This window comes from Micromonospora sp. M61 (genome assembly GCF_018070245.1).
GTDB lineage: Bacteria > Actinomycetota > Actinomycetes > Mycobacteriales > Micromonosporaceae > Micromonospora > Micromonospora zamorensis.
In genome coordinates, this window is sequence record NZ_JAGPYA010000072.1 from 16,804 (window position 1) to 31,088 (window position 14,285).

The window sequence follows — 14,285 nt, forward strand, 5'->3', positions numbered from 1 at the left end:
CATGGCGATCATCGCGCTGGTGTCCGCGAAGGGTTCGCCCGGCGTCACGACCTCGGCGCTGGCCTGCGCGCTGGCCTGGCACCGGCGGCTGGTGCTCGCCGAATGCGACCCGGCCGGCGGCTCCATCCTCGCCGGCTACCTGGGCGGTCAGCTGGACGGCCCGCGCGGCATCGGGGAACTGGCCGTCGGGGAGCTGCGCGACGGCAACCTGGAAACCGCGTTCTGGTCCCAGCTGGTCGACCTGGACGCGCCCCGTCGGGAACGGCTGCTGCTGCCCGGGCTCGTCGACCCAGCCCAAGGTGGCAGCGTCACCCCGCTCTGGCAGCGCTTCGCCGACTACTTCGACGCGCTGGACCGTGGCACCCCCGGCTACGACGTCCTGGTCGACTGCGGCCGGCTGCACGTCACCGGGCCACCGTGGCCGGTGCTGCGGGCCGCGTCGGTGGTGCTGCTGGTGACCGGGGCGCAGCTGCCGGACCTCTCCGGCACCCGGGCGGTGGTCACCGCTATCGAACGGGACTTCGCCGAGCACCGGGTTCCGCCGGGCACCCTGCGGCTGCTGCTGGTCGGCGACGGGCACGGGCGCACCGAGATCAGCCGAGCCCTGAAACTGCCGGTGATCGCACGGCTGCCGCACGACCCGCGTACCGCCGGGGTGCTCGCACTGGGCGGCACCGTCCGCGCCGGACGGCCGCTGATGCGCGCGGCGGCCGCGCTGGAGGTGCCGATCGGCGCTCTGCTGGAACGGCGACGGGCCCGGCTCGCGTGGCCCGTGCAGCAGGGGGTGCCGGATGCGGTTTGAGCCGGTCTCCACCGACCCGCGCCAGCAGCCGCCGGGCGTTACCTCGACCGTGCCGCCACTGGCCCCGTCGAACGGGCGACACCAGCAGGCCGGGCCGATGCCGCAGGCACCGCCCACGGCGACGGCGCAGCCAGAGGCGGCACCCCGGCCCCGAATGGACTTCCAGGTGGTCCGGGAGCTGCGCCGGGAACTCACCGAACGGCTCACCCTGTGGCAGCGCGGCCGGGAGTTCACCGTCGACGAGGAGGACACCGAACGGGCGCGGCTCGCCGTCGGGGTGGTCGCCGCGTACGCCGACTCCGTGCGCCGGGCCGGCACGCCGATGGCCGCCGGTGAGGAACGCCTGCTGCTCGACCAGGTGACCGCCGAGTTGGTCGGGCTCGGCCGGCTACAGACCCTGCTGGTCGACGAGACCATCGAGGAGGTGCACATCCTCGGCTGCGACCAGGTGCGCATCACCCGGCACGGCGGCGGGGTGGACTGGGCCGAGCCGATCGCCGACAGCGACGCCGAGCTGGTGGAGATCCTCCAGGCGGCGGCCCGCCGGGCGGGCGCGACCGAGCGGTCCCTGTCCACAGTGAAGCCCACCCTCGACCTGCAACTGCCCGACGGCAGCCGGCTGGCCGCCGTGTTCCTGGTCAGCCACCGCCCGTACGCGGTGATCCGCAAGCACAACACCCTGGACGTGAGCCTCGACGACGTGGCCGGTGCCCGGGGCGACCTGGACGAGATGATCGACCCGCTCCTGCGCGACTTCCTCCGCGCGGCCATGCGCGCCGGACTGAACATCATGGTCGCCGGGTTGGCCGGCGCCGGGAAGACCACGATCATCCGGGCGTTGATGAACGAGATCCCGCAGGACGAGCCGTACGTGCTGCTGGAGGAGAGCCGGGAGCTGTTGCCGGCCCGCCGTCGGGAACGGCACCGGGCGGTGATGAGCTTCGAGGCCCGGGAGGGCCATGGTGAGCGCGGCTTCGACGGCCGCCCGGCCGGTGAGGTGACCATCGCCGACCTGATCCCGTTGTCGCTGCGGATGGGCGTACTGCGGATCATCGTGGGTGAGGTGCGGTCCCGGGAGATCGTGCCGATGCTCCAGGCGATGACCACCAGCCGGGGCTCGATGTGCACCATCCACGCCCGCACCGCTGCCGGGGTGGGTGAGCGGATCGTCGAGCTGGCGTTGGCGCACGGCCGCGAGATGACAGTCGACCAGGCCCGCCGGATGGCCGGCAACGCCCTCGACCTGATCGTCTACGTCACCGTCGAGGACGAGACCGCGATCGGCGGGCGTAAACACCGGTTCGTCTCCCACGTGGAGGAGGTGATCGGCGCCGGCGAGGGCGGCCGGATCACCACCACCACGGTCTTCGGGCCCGGGCCGGACGGTCGTGCGGTCCCCCGGCACCTGCCGGAGCGGGTGCGTGACCAGTTGCTGCGGGTGGGTTACGACGTACGGCTGCTGACCCGGTGGATCGAGGCCGGCGCCGGCGCCTGGCGGCGACCCCGGCAGACCCGACTGGCCCGGCGGTGACCTGATGCTGAGCCTGGAGTTGATCGCGGTGGTCTCCGGGGCCGCCTGCGTGGCCGGACTGCTGCTGGCCGTGGTGGCCCTCGTCGGCACCCGACGGCCTCCCGGGTCCCGCCCCGGTGGCGGTTCGGGTCTCGATCGACTGTGGCGTGGGCCCGGCAGCACGCCCTCCGAGCAGCGGTCCTACCAGGCGCTGCTGATCGCCGCGCTGGTCGCGGGCGCGTTGGCGTTCCTGCTGACCGGGCTGCCGGTGGTGGGTCTGCTGGTGGCGGTGGCGGTGCCCGGCACCCCGTGGCTGTTCGGGGTGGGTAAGGCCGAACAGCGGGCGATCGCCCGGATCGAGGCGGTCGGCGAGTGGACCCGACGGCTCAAGGACGTGTCCAACACCGGGCAGGGTCTCCAGCAGTCGATCATCGGCACGATCGGCAGCGTGCCACCCGGCGTCGAGGACGAGGTGCGACTGCTCGCCGCCCGTCTGCAGGCCGGCTGGGTGGCCCGCACGGCGCTGCTGGCGTTCGCCGACGAGATCGCCGACCCGGTCTGCGACCAGGTGGTCGCGGCGCTGATCCTGCACCTCTCCGACCGGGGTGAACGACTGGGTGACGTGCTCGGTTCGATCGCCGGCGCGGCGTCCGCCGAGGTCGCCACCCGCCGGGAGATCGAGGCCAAGCGCACCCAGCCCCGGTTCGCGGTCCGCTTCCTCACCGGAATGACCCTGGCGACCCTCGCGTACGGGCTGATCAACACCGAGTACATCAAGCCGTACGGCACTCCGGTCGGCCAGGTGGTGATGGCGGTCCTCGGTGCCGCCTTCATCGCCCTGCTGGCCTGGGTGCGGTCGATGAGCCAGCCGCAGCGGCCGGCCCGGTTCCTACCGGCGCCCGACCCGAGCGAGGTGATCGCGTGAGCGCGAGGAGTGCAGCGCAGCGGAGCCCCGCAGTCGCGAACGAAGGGCGGGTCCCGTGATCGTGAACTGGCAGTTGGCCATCGCGGTGTGTGGTGGCGCCGGGGTCGGGCTGGGCGTGTTCCTGGTGGTCCGGGAGCTGGTGCCGGCGACCCCGGCGCTGGGGCCGGCGCTGCGTCGACTGCACCAGCCGCCGGGCAGCGGTCTGGTCGCCACTCCCGCCTCCCGCCGGCTGGACTCGCTGACCGGGTTGTCCCGTTGGCTGCGTCCGCCGCATCGGCAGCTCGCCCTGATCGGGCAGACCCCCGAGCAGTACGCCCTGTCGGTGCTGCTCTCCGCGCTGATCGGGCTGGCCACGCCGACCCTGCTCGGGGTGGCACTGCTGGTGCTCGGCGTCTCGTTCCCGATCGTCATACCGGTGCTCGGCAGTCTCGGCCTGACACTGCTGGGCGCGCTGCTGGCGCACCGTGCCGTGGTGACCAAGGCCGACGCCGCCCGGGACGAGTTCCGCCAGGCGGTCTGCACGTACCTCGATCTGGTGGCGTTGCAGCTCTCCGCCGCACACGGCCCGGTGCAGTCGCTGGAGCGCGCGGCGGCGGTGTGCGACGGCTGGGTCTTCGATCGACTCCAGGAGTCGCTGCGGATCGCCCAGATGCAGATGCACGCGCCCTGGGACGAGCTGCGCGACCTCGCCGACAAGATCGGCATTCCGGAGCTGGGGGACGTCGGCGCGATCATGCGCTCCTCCGGCAGCGAGGGCGCACAGGTGCACGAGACCCTGCGCAGCCGGGCCGACTCGCTGCGCGACCAGATCCGCACCGACAACCTCGCTCGCGCCGAGGGAGTGACCAGCAAACTCGACATTCCGGGCGCACTGCTCGTCTTCGTGCTGCTCGGCTTCGTCGTCTATCCGTTCATCGCCCGTGTCTGACCCCATCCCCTGAAGGAGAACGCCATGTCCATCCTCAGCTATCTGCACGTCGCGCTGACGACGCGCCTTGCCGAGCTGCGCCGCGACGGTGAGCGCGGTGACAGCCCGGTCCCCACCGCCGTGATCATCTTCGGTCTGGTCTTCATTGCGACGGTCGTCACCGGCCTGGCCCTGGCCAAGGCCAACAACTGGATGAACGCCATCCCGAACAACAAGAACCCGCAGTAACCGGCATGTGCCGAGCCGCGTTCCCGAGGTGGCACCGGGCAATCAGCGCCGTCCGGCGCCACCTCGCGGCCGGCGACCGGGAGCGAGGTGCCAACCCGGTGGAGCTGGCCGTGATGATGCCGCTGATCCTGGTGCTGCTCTTCGCCTCGATCCAGATCGCGGCCGTCTTCCTCGCCCGCTCCACAGCGTTGAACGCCGCCCAGAGCGGCGTCAACGCCCAGCGGACCTACCAGGCCAGGGACGGCGCCGGGGTGGACAGCGCCACCCGCTTCCTGAAGGCCGCCGGCGGCTGGCTGGTGGGTTGGGACAAGACCGGCCCGAACTGCGTCGTCCTCAACGACGACACCGAGGTGACCTGCACGGTGCGTGGCCGATCCCTGTCGGTGGTGCCGGGCGTGGACTTCGCCGTGCAGCAGACCGCCCACGGGACGGTGGAGAGGGTGACCACACCATGAACCGCACCGCCGAGCGTGGCTCGGTCTCCATCGAGGTGGCGGTGCTCGCGCCCGCCTTCATCGCGCTGATGGTGCTGGCCGGCGTGGTCGGGCGCACCGCGCTGGCTGCGGAGGCCATCGACGCCGCCGCGCACGACGCCGCCCGCGCCGCCTCGATCTCGCGAAGCTCGAGCACCGCCGAGACCGCCGCGCTCGAAGCCGCCCGGCAGCAGCTGGACTGGTACGGCCTGGCCTGCACCAACGAGCTGGCACCCACGTTCAGCGGCACGGTGGCCGGCGAGCGCACCACCTTCGACGTCGCCTTCAGCAGCGCGGTCGGTGAGAACGCCACGGTGACGGTCGAGATCATCTGCGAGGTGTCCTTCAAGGACATCTCGCTCGACATCCTGCCCGGCATGACATCCGGGAAACAGATCAAGTCGAAATTCACCTCGCCGCTGGACCGTTACCGCGGCAGGGCTCTCGGGCCCGGGGCGGTGGGCGTGGGTTCCGCGCCGGACGCGAGTGCAGGTGGCGTCTGATGAACGCCGACAGGACTCTGGGCGGGTCAGGGCAACAGGCCCGGGCAGATTCGCACGGTGAGCACGGCCGGGTGAGCATCTTCCTCGCGGTGACGATGTTCGGCGTACTGGCCATCATCGGCCTCACCTACGACGGCGCCGGGCAGCTACGCACCCTGCAGACTGCCGAGAACCTGGCTGCCGAGGCGGCCCGGACCGGCGGTCAGGCCATCGACCGGGCCGTCGCCATCGAAGGCGGACCGAAGCGGATCAAGGAGTCCGAGGCCCGCGTGGCGGTCGACAGGTACCTGGCTGCCGCTGGCGTCTCTGGCCACACCGTGAGCTTCCCCGTGGTCGGCGGGGAGACCCTGATCCGGGTGACCGTCCCGATCACCTATCACCGCACGATGCTCGGGCTGTTCGTTCCCGAGAAGACCGTCACCGTCACCGGCGAGGCGACCGCGCGAGCCATCACCGCAACACCGTAGGAAGGAAGGCAGCCATGCCCGTATCGGGTGGGTCCGTCGTACGACGGACCGGACGGATCCTCACCGGCATCGGCGCCCTGGCCGTGCTGTGCGCTCTGCTGGTCGGCGCGCCGATCGCGCTGCTGGCCTTCGCCGGAAACCCGCTGCCCGATCACCTCCCCACGATCAGCGAGGTGGGCACTGCGCTGACCAGCCGGGACGACGGCCAACTCTTCCTGCGCGCCCTGGCTGTGGCCGGCTGGTTCGGCTGGGCCACGTTCGCCTTCTCCGTCCTCGTCGAGTTGGGGGCACAGAGCCTGCGCCGACCGGCGCCGAAGTTGCCCGGGATGGGCCGCCAGCAGAAGGCCGCCGCCGCGCTGGTCGGCTCGGTCGCGCTGATCCTCGTCGCCAGCCCGGCCGCCGCCAGCGCCGCCGCGGTCTACGCGCCGGCGTACACCGGCGCACAAGGCGCCAGTGCCCTGGCCGCTCCGGCCCGCGCGGATGCGACACCCGACACGGCCGCTCCGCTGGCCCGCAGCGGGCCACTCGGGTTGGCCGGGACAGAGCGGGCCGCATTCGGCGGCTCTGCGGCGAACAACGAGGCCGCGCCGGTGTACCGGGTGGCGCGGGGCGACTACCTCGGTGAGGTGGCCGAGCGTTACCTGGACGAGTTCGGCGACTACCGACAGCTCGCCAAGCTGAACAAGCTCGACGACCCGGACCGGATCCGCCCCGGCCAACTGCTCCGACTCCCGACCGAAGCCGCCGACCAGGGAGCCCGGCAGCACGCCAGCGGCCGCCTGGTCGGCCGGCCGGCGGCGCCCAAACCGCCCGCGCCCCAGCCGGCGCCCGAACGTGCCGCACCGGAGCGGGTGGACCCGGCACCCCCCAGCGGTACGCAGTCAGCGGGCCAGCCGCCCGCCATGACCGTCGGCGCAGCCCGAGCAGGCACGGCCGACCGGGTGAATCGACCGCTGGCGGTCTCCGCCGTCCTGGCCGTGGCGAGCATCGTCGGAGCACAGATCGGTGCGGTGCTGGGCCTGCGCCGACGCCCGGCGACCGCCGGGGCGGCTCCCCGGTTGGCCGCGTCCTCCCGCAAGCCCCGTGGAGGCGCGGCCCGAAGCATCGGTGGCGCGGGCCGAACCAGCAGTGCGGGCCGGGCCAACGGCACGGCACCCAGCGGCGACGTCTTCGCACCACGCGACGGGATGACACCGCGCGGAGGTGGGATGACGTCCACCGGCGGCGGGATGACACCTACCGGCGATGGGACGACATCTCGCGACGGCGGGGTGTGGCCCGCCGGCAGTGGGATGGCTCCTCCCGGTAGCACGGCGTTCCCCGGTGGTGGGATGGCTCTCTCCGGTGGTGCGACAGGTACCGGCGGCGGGGCGGGGGCCGGCGCATCGGGCTGGGGTGGTGACGACAGTTGGGCCGGCGATGGCGCTGAGGGCGGGTTGTTCGGGGGCGGGCACGGCTTGGACTCCGTACCGGACGGACCTCCGGTCGGCCGCCACCGACGCACCTGATCCGCACGGGCGAGGCGTGAGCGGCTCTCCGCCCGCCCGGCACCGACTCGACCGACCACAACTCGGCTGTCGCAGCAGCCAGCAGGCGGGTCTGGTCGGTAGCGGTCCGCGCCGAGGACCAGGTCTCCAGAATGCGTGATGCCTGTGAGTCATCAAGATGACTCACAGGCATCAGCGTCGAAAGCGGCACCGCCTTGACCGCGCGAACTTCAGCGTCCAAAGCGGCACCGCTTGACGGCGCGAGCATCGGTGCCGAGTAACACCCCACGGGGCCGGTGGCGGTCGGGCGAACCGCGGCCACCGTGCCGCTGGGTCAGGGCAGGCGGGTCTGGAGCACGCCGTCCTGGATCCGGGTGGGCAGGATCTGCTGGTCGTTGCCGGACGGCCCCTGCACGACCTCGCCGCCGTTGAGCCGGAACGCGCTGCCGTGCCACGGGCAGACCACGCAGGCGTGGCCGTCGATCTCCTGCACCTCACCCTCGCCGAGCGGGCCGCTCTGGTGCGGGCAGCGCTCCAACATCACGGTCACCTCGTCACCGTGCCGGTAGAGGATCACCGAGATGTCGTCGTCCACCTCTCGGGTGATCAGGGTGCGCTGCGGCAGCGTCGCCATGTCGGCCAGCGAGTGCCAGCCGTCGGTCATCCGGTGCAACTCGGAGATGCTCTGGTTGACCTGCGCCCCCTGCTTGTACGCAAGGTGGCCCCCGATGTAAGCCCCCAGGCTGACGGTGGAGAGCCCGAGGAAACCGAGAGCGCGGCCGACGCCGTGCCGGCCGGACAGCCGCGCGGCCAGTGACCCGGCGTACAGCGTCAAGCCGACGGTGTTGGCCGCGGCGTGCACCAGGCCGACCCGGCGCTGGTCACGGGCGAGGGCGGCCCAGTCGTTCAACCCGGCGATCGCCGCCGGCACCGCGCTGACGGTGCCCAGGCCGACCAGCACGGTGGCGGGCCGGCGCTGCCCGGGCATCAGGTCCAGTACCGCGGCGCTGATCCAGGCGCCGACCGGCACCTGCACCATCGCCGGGTGCAGTGGATGCCCGAGGGTCACCCCGTGCAGCAGGTCCCGCAGCCGCCGCGGACGCAGCGTGCTCAGGACCACTCGCTGCAACCGGTCACCCGTCCGGTCGAGGCTGGATGCCTGCTCAACTTTCGTCAAAAGTGCTCGCACCCGTACCGACTTCCCGGCGAAGGGGGTCGCAAACCGGTCTCGGGCGACAAATTCGTCACTGAGCGCGATCTTGCGGTTGCTGCCCCGGGAAACCACCCAGACCTGGCCGAACCAGGCCGCCGGCCGCAAGATCGACGGGGATTGTGAGTGCGGGACGGTACGGGCATGCTGAGTCGATGGGTGTACGGGTGGAGCGTGCCGGGCCGGTGACGACAGTCGTGCTGGATCGGGTGGCGGCTCGCAACGCCGTCGACGGGCCGACGGCTCGGGCGCTGGCCGACGCCTTCCGGGCCTTCGAGGCCGACCCCGACGCGGCGGTGGCAGTGCTCTGGGGCGCCGGTGGCACGTTCTGCGCCGGCGCGGACCTCAAGGCGATCGGCACACCGAGCGGCAATCGGGTCGAGCCGGAAGGGGACGGGCCGATGGGCCCGACCCGGATGACACTCAGCAAACCGGTGATCGCGGCGATCTCCGGGTACGCGGTGGCGGGCGGCCTGGAGTTGGCGCTCTGGTGCGACCTGCGGGTCGCCGAGTCCGACGCGACGCTCGGGGTGTTCTGCCGCCGCTGGGGAGTGCCGCTGATCGACGGCGGAACGGTCCGGCTGCCCCGGTTGATCGGCGAGAGCCGGGCGATGGACCTGATCCTCACCGGCCGCCCGGTGCCGGCTGATGAGGCGTACGCGATGGGGTTGGTCAATCGGTTGGTGCCACCGGGCCAGGCGCGGGCCGCGGCCGAGGAGTTGGCGGCGGCGATCGCCCGGCACCCGCAGACCTGCCTGCGCAACGACCGGGCCGCGCTGCTGGCCGGCAGCGGGCGAGGAGAGCCGGAGGCGCTGGCGACCGAGTTGGCGTACGGGATGGACTCGCTGGCCACGGACGCGGCGGCCGGCGCGGCCCGGTTCGCGGCCGGCGCTGGCCGACACGGCACGATGCCGCCGGGAGAGTGACCCCTCCCGACGGCATCCGGTGCGAGCTGAATCAGTTGCGGTTGATGGTGAAGGTTGACGTGGGGTTCTGGATGTCCACCGCGTTGTTGCTCAGCCGCAGGTTGTTGAAGGTGACGGACCCGACGGCCGGCCCCTGCCCGGCCTCCGGCATCGGGTTGGCCCAGATGGCGAAGCCGGACTTCGCGTCGTAGGCGTCACCGCTCTTACGGGCCCCGCTGATCGAGATGTTCGTGAAGACCGTGTCGGTGATCGGGTTCTGCGGCTGCCCGCCGACGTAGTTGGTCTGGAACATGATGCCGCTGTAGGTCGGATCGACGATGTCGACGTCGCTGACCCGGATGCCCTGGAACACCTTCGAGGCGGAGAAGACCCAGATCGCCGGGAAGGTCTGCGAGCCCCAGAAGTGCCCACCGGCCCGCACGATCGAGATGTTCTCGAACCGGGTCGGCGGGTTGGCACCGAAGCCGTTCATCGGGTAGCCGAAGTCGAGCGAGCTGATGGTGATGCCCGAGTAGACAAGGGTGTCCGCGATGTAGATGTTGCGGAACGTGTTGCCGTAGCCGCCGTAGACGGCCACACCGGCGGCACGCCAGGTCAGGGTCGACGTCAGGTTCTCGTAGATGTTGTCCTTCATGTCGGCGCCGCCCGCGTCGATCGCCGAGAACAGCGCGAAGCTGTCGTCGCCGGTGGCCCGGGCGTCGTTGTTGCTGACCAGGTTGTTGGTGCTGCCGTTGGTCATGTTGATGCCGTCGGCGAACATGTTGCGGATCCGGGAGTTCTTGATCGTCATGTAGTCGGTGTTCGCGCCCCAGTAGAGGCACACCATGTGCTCGTTCCAGATGTTGTCGATCACGATGTTCGACACGTTGGAGAAGTCGAACACCTTGCCCGGACCGTCGATCCGCGAGGTGTAGTTGCCGAAGTAGGCGAAGTTCTTGAAGGACGAGTTCGCCGCCGAGTTCTCGGCCCGGAAGCCGATGTCGGTGTTGTCCTGGCCCGACGGAGCGTTGAACCGGGTGTACCAGGGGCCGGCGCCGGTCACCTGCACCGCCTTGCCGTACACCTGGAACTTCGACGAGGTGGAGTAGTTGCCGGCCGGCAGGTACACCCCGATCAGGTTGCCGGTGGTGTCCATCCGCACCCGGTCCAGGGCGTTCTGCACGTCCTGGTGGGTGAAGCCGGTCGGCGTGGTGTAGCGCGCCGGGTCCGGGTTGGCGATTGGCGCCACCTGCTCCGTGTTGATGAAGTCGATGGCGTACGTGGTGGTGTTGGCCGGGTCCTTCTGGAGGCGGATCTTGCTGCCGGCCGGGACGGTGGAGTTGAGCATGACGTTGGCTTCGTCGTAGATGTGCCGCGGCCCGCCCGCGCTCGGCGAGTTGCCCGGGCTGGTCTCGTTGCCGTAGAGCCAGGCGTACCGGGACGTCAGGTCGATGGCCTTGTGGAACGTGCCGTTGACGTAGACGTTCAGCGTGGAGTTGATCCCCCCGCCGCCCGGGGCGTCCGGGATGGAGAAGCGGGTGACCAGCGTGTTGGTGCTGGCCCGGGTGGTGAACTCGACGTAGCTGCCGGTCGAGTTGAGGGTCACCGCCCGCCGACCGGACGCCTCGCCGGCCAGGTCTCCGACCTCCCGGTTCGGCCCGACGACGCTGGCGCCGCCGCCGACCGCGCCGTCCTCGGCCTCGTACATGTCGTACGGCATGTTGGCGCCGCGACCGACGAAGAGCGGGCGGTCACTGGTGTTGTTGGCCTGCTTGACCGGCAGCTCGTTGCCGTCGGCGGCGAGCACCACCCGGACGGTGTACTTACCGTTCGCGGCGGTCCAGGTGCCCAGGTTGATCGGGCCGACCGTGGCACCGGCGTTGATCACGCCGGGGTACGAGCCGGTCAGCGTACGGACCACGGTGCCGGACTCGTTGAGCACGGTGAGCGTGATGCCGTGCGCGCCGGACGCGGACGCCACACTGCCGGCGTTGCGCACCGACACCGAGAAGGTGACCGTGTTGCCGGCCGACGGGTTGCCCGGCGACCAGGCCACCGACGAGGCGACCAGGTCCGACGTGGCGACCGGGCTGACCACCAGCGGGCTGGGGTTGGAGTAGCTGTTGTTGGTGTCGTCGGACTCGACGACGGTGTTCGACTCGTCCACCTTCGCGCTGAGCGGGTAGCTGCCCGAGTCACGGGTGCCGATGCTGGCGCTGACAGTGGTCGAGGCGCCGGCCGCGAGACCGCCGACCGACGCGGTGCCGACCCGGGTGGCACCCAGGTAGAAGTTGACGTTCGTCGCGCCGGAGGCCGCCGAGCCCGCGTTACGCACTGTCGCGGAGAGCGTGATGGTGCTGGTCTCCACGGGTGCGGACGGGCTGAACGACATGCCGGTCACGGTCAGGTCCGGGTTCGGCGCGGGGGTGCCGAAGACCTGGAACTCGGCCACCTGCCCGGCCGGAGCGCCGGTGTTCGAGGCGATCGAGAGCCGTACGTCGGCTGCGGCACCGGAGACCGGGATGGTCACCGTGTTGCCGCTGCCTGGGTTGAAGGTGTAGTTCGCCGCGCCGACCAGGGTGGTGAAGCTCGACGAGCCCTGGTCCCGGCCGAGCACTGTGATGTTCTGCGTACGCGCACCCCACGCCGAGTCCGGGTTGAGCTTCACCACGACCTGGCTGAGGCTGGCGTTCGCGCCGAGCTGCACGGTCAGCGTGCTCGGGTTGCCGTTGCCCTCCCAGTAGGTGGCCACGTTGTTGTCGTTGGCGTTGGTGGCCACGAACGTGTGCACGTACCCGGAGGCGGTGATCGGCTTGCCGATCGCCAGGTTGGAACCGGTCGGCGGGTTGCCGGTGCCGGTCCGGGTCACGGTGTTGCTGTTCGCCGACTGGTTGCCGGCCGCGTCCTTGGCCCGCACGTAGTACGAGACCGTCGTGCTGGCCGACTGGCTGTCGGTGTACGTGAGCGTCGAGCCGTTGACGCTGCCGCGCAGCGCGCCGTTGGCGTAGACGTCGTACCCGGTCACCCCGACGTTGTCGGTCGACGCCGACCAGGTGAGCCGGATCTGTCCACTGGCCGGCTCGGTGTACGCCAGGTTGCCGGGGACGCTCGGAGCCTGGGTGTCGGTGTTGCCGGCAGCACCGTAGACCTCGACCTCGGAGAGCTGGGCGGCCGGCCAACCGGTGTTGCCGGTGACCTGCACCCGTACGTAGCGGGTGCTGGCGGCGGTGAAGCTGACCGTCGCGGTGTTGCCGCTGGCCGGGTTGAAGGTGTAGCCGGCGGACGCCTTCAGGGTGGTGAAGGACGAGCCGTTGGTGGAGCCGAGCACCGACAGCGTCTGGGTGCGGGTCTGCCAGTCCGACGCGGGCGGCAGCTTGAGCACCACCCGGTCCACGCTGACCGTGGCGCCCAGGTCGGCCTGGATCCACTGCGGGAACGCGTTGTTGGCGCTCTCCCAGTAGGTCGACGCGTTGCCGTCGTTGGCGTTGCTCGCCACGTAGTTCTGGTTGTAGCTGCTGGCGGTCATGGTGGCGGAGAGCCCGGCGAGCATGGCGACGCGGGCGGCGGCCGCGACCGGGTCGGAAACTGGTGCCGCGCTGGCCGCCGCGGGGGTGACGACCGGTGCGGTGACGAGGAGCATCCCGGCGAGCACGCTGGAGAGCAGCCGCCGACGGCCGGAGCGGGTGGTGCCGGGGACGGGAGTGGGCGCGCCGGTCGGCGGCGTGCCTCGTCTGGTGCCGTTTCTGGACATGGGGTCGCTACACCTCTTTCGGGGGTGGGTGTGGGTGCGTTGCCCGGCGACGGGTGCAGGGGTACGCCCGTCGTTCCGCGACAGGTGGGGGACGGTGCGGGTTGGGGGACGGGGTGGGCGGCCGGCGCTGCGTTGCGCCGGACCGCCCGGACCGGGTGCCCCCACCCTGGGCGGGCGGGGGCACCTGGCCTAGCTGGAATAGACCTCGAACTCGCTGAGCTGACCTGCTGGCCAACCGGTGTTGCCGGTGACGGTCAGCCGCAGGTACCGCTGGCTGGTCGCCGTGAAGGTCACGGTGACCGTGTTGCCGCTGCCCGGGTTGAAGGTGTAGCCGGCGGACGCCTTCACTGTGGCGAACGTCGAGCCGTTGGTGGAGCCGAGCACCGCCAGTGTCTGGGTGCGCGTCTGCCAGGCCGATGACGGTGGGAGCTTGAGCACGACCCGGGACACCGTCCGGTTGGTGCCCAGGTCCACGGTCAGCGACTGCGGGAAGGCGTTGTTGGCGCTCTCCCAGTAGGTGTTCGGGTTGCCGTCCACAGTGTTGGCGGCGGCGTACACGTCGGAGTGGCTGGTCTCGGTCACCGGCCGCGCCGGCCGCCGCGTCCGTGGCCAGCGAGTCCATCCCGTACGCCAACTCGGTCGCCAGCGCCTCCGGCTCTCCTCGCCCGCTGCCGGCCAGCAGCGCGGCCCGGTCGTTGTGTTGCCGGTGACGGTGACCCGGATGTAGCGGCGGTCGCCGGAGGGCAGCCCGATCGACACGGCGTTGCCGGCGCCCGGGTCGAAGACCCTACCGGCGGACGACGCCAGCGTGGCGTACGACGATCCGTCGGTGGAGCCGAGCACCGACACCGTCTGGGTACGGCGTTCCCAGCCGGCGGGCAGCTTGAGCACCACCCGGTCGACGGGCCGGGCCGAGCCCAGGTCGACGGTGACCGACTGGGGGAACGCGTTGTTGGCGCTCTCCCAGTAGCTGGCCGCGTTGCCGTCCACCGCGTTGCCCGCCGTGTAGCTCTGGTTGGTGCTGGTCGCGGTCGCCGGTCGGTTCAGGGCGAGGTTTCCGCTGGTGGGAGGCGGGGTGGTCGGGGGCGGGGTGGTC

Annotated in this window: 11 protein-coding genes and 2 pseudogenes; 10 read left to right on the top strand and 3 right to left on the bottom strand. The window is 71.3% G+C overall.

Translation table 11 applies throughout. The features are described from left to right. Position 1: 1 nt before the first annotated feature. The 9 genes and pseudogenes from KBX34_RS29015 to KBX34_RS29055 all read left to right on the top strand — a co-directional run. Positions 2-802: a hypothetical protein gene (locus KBX34_RS29015; RefSeq protein WP_088950983.1), complete on the top strand. Its 801-nt coding sequence runs from the start codon at positions 2-4 to the stop codon at positions 800-802. After that, positions 792-2,333 carry a CpaF family protein gene (locus tag KBX34_RS29020; RefSeq protein ID WP_088950982.1) on the top strand — a complete coding sequence of 514 codons (1,542 nt, stop codon included), beginning with the start codon at positions 792-794 and terminating at the stop codon, positions 2,331-2,333. Before KBX34_RS29015 ends, KBX34_RS29020 begins: the two co-directional genes overlap by 11 nt. Then, positions 2,294-3,237 (top strand): annotated as a pseudogene (locus KBX34_RS29025) (type II secretion system F family protein). Before KBX34_RS29020 ends, KBX34_RS29025 begins: the two are co-directional and overlap by 40 nt. Positions 3,238-3,295: 58 nt before the next feature. After that, positions 3,296-4,165 (top strand): type II secretion system F family protein, encoded by an 870-nt coding sequence (locus tag KBX34_RS29030; protein WP_099856887.1) that lies wholly within the window; start codon positions 3,296-3,298, stop codon positions 4,163-4,165. A gap of 24 nt (positions 4,166-4,189) precedes the next feature. Continuing rightward, positions 4,190-4,393: a hypothetical protein gene (locus KBX34_RS29035; RefSeq protein ID WP_088950980.1), complete on the top strand. Its 204-nt coding sequence runs from the start codon at positions 4,190-4,192 to the stop codon at positions 4,391-4,393. A 5-nt stretch (positions 4,394-4,398) separates the two neighbouring features. Beyond that, positions 4,399-4,848, top strand: a complete 450-nt coding sequence (locus KBX34_RS29040) for a TadE/TadG family type IV pilus assembly protein (RefSeq protein ID WP_210791990.1) — start codon at positions 4,399-4,401, stop codon at positions 4,846-4,848. After that, positions 4,845-5,369: a TadE/TadG family type IV pilus assembly protein gene (locus KBX34_RS29045; protein WP_210928124.1), complete on the top strand. Its 525-nt coding sequence runs from the start codon at positions 4,845-4,847 to the stop codon at positions 5,367-5,369. Before KBX34_RS29040 ends, KBX34_RS29045 begins: the two co-directional genes overlap by 4 nt. Continuing rightward, positions 5,369-5,836, top strand: coding sequence for a hypothetical protein (locus KBX34_RS29050; protein WP_210928126.1), 468 nt, complete (start codon positions 5,369-5,371; stop codon positions 5,834-5,836). Before KBX34_RS29045 ends, KBX34_RS29050 begins: the two co-directional genes overlap by 1 nt. 14 nt (positions 5,837-5,850) lie before the next feature. After that, positions 5,851-6,915, top strand: a pseudogene (locus tag KBX34_RS29055) (LysM peptidoglycan-binding domain-containing protein); the annotation flags it as partial. Between the two features lie 742 nt (positions 6,916-7,657). On the opposite strand, the gene KBX34_RS29060 reads toward KBX34_RS29055, so the two are convergent. Beyond that, positions 7,658-8,512: a Rieske 2Fe-2S domain-containing protein gene (locus tag KBX34_RS29060; RefSeq protein WP_099856886.1), complete on the bottom strand. Its 855-nt coding sequence runs from the start codon at positions 8,510-8,512 to the stop codon at positions 7,658-7,660. A 176-nt stretch (positions 8,513-8,688) separates the two neighbouring features. Between KBX34_RS29060 and KBX34_RS29065 the strand changes: the two genes are divergently transcribed. Then, positions 8,689-9,459, top strand: coding sequence for a crotonase/enoyl-CoA hydratase family protein (locus KBX34_RS29065; RefSeq protein WP_210928130.1), 771 nt, complete (start codon positions 8,689-8,691; stop codon positions 9,457-9,459). A gap of 31 nt (positions 9,460-9,490) precedes the next feature. On the opposite strand, the gene KBX34_RS29070 is transcribed toward KBX34_RS29065, so the two are convergent. Together KBX34_RS29070 and KBX34_RS34490 are read right to left on the bottom strand one after the other, a co-directional pair. Continuing rightward, positions 9,491-13,189, bottom strand: a complete 3,699-nt coding sequence (locus KBX34_RS29070; RefSeq protein WP_210928131.1) for a discoidin domain-containing protein — start codon at positions 13,187-13,189, stop codon at positions 9,491-9,493. A gap of 189 nt (positions 13,190-13,378) precedes the next feature. Further along, positions 13,379-14,285: discoidin domain-containing protein (locus KBX34_RS34490; protein ID WP_210928133.1), on the bottom strand; the 907-nt coding region annotated here is incomplete at its 5' end.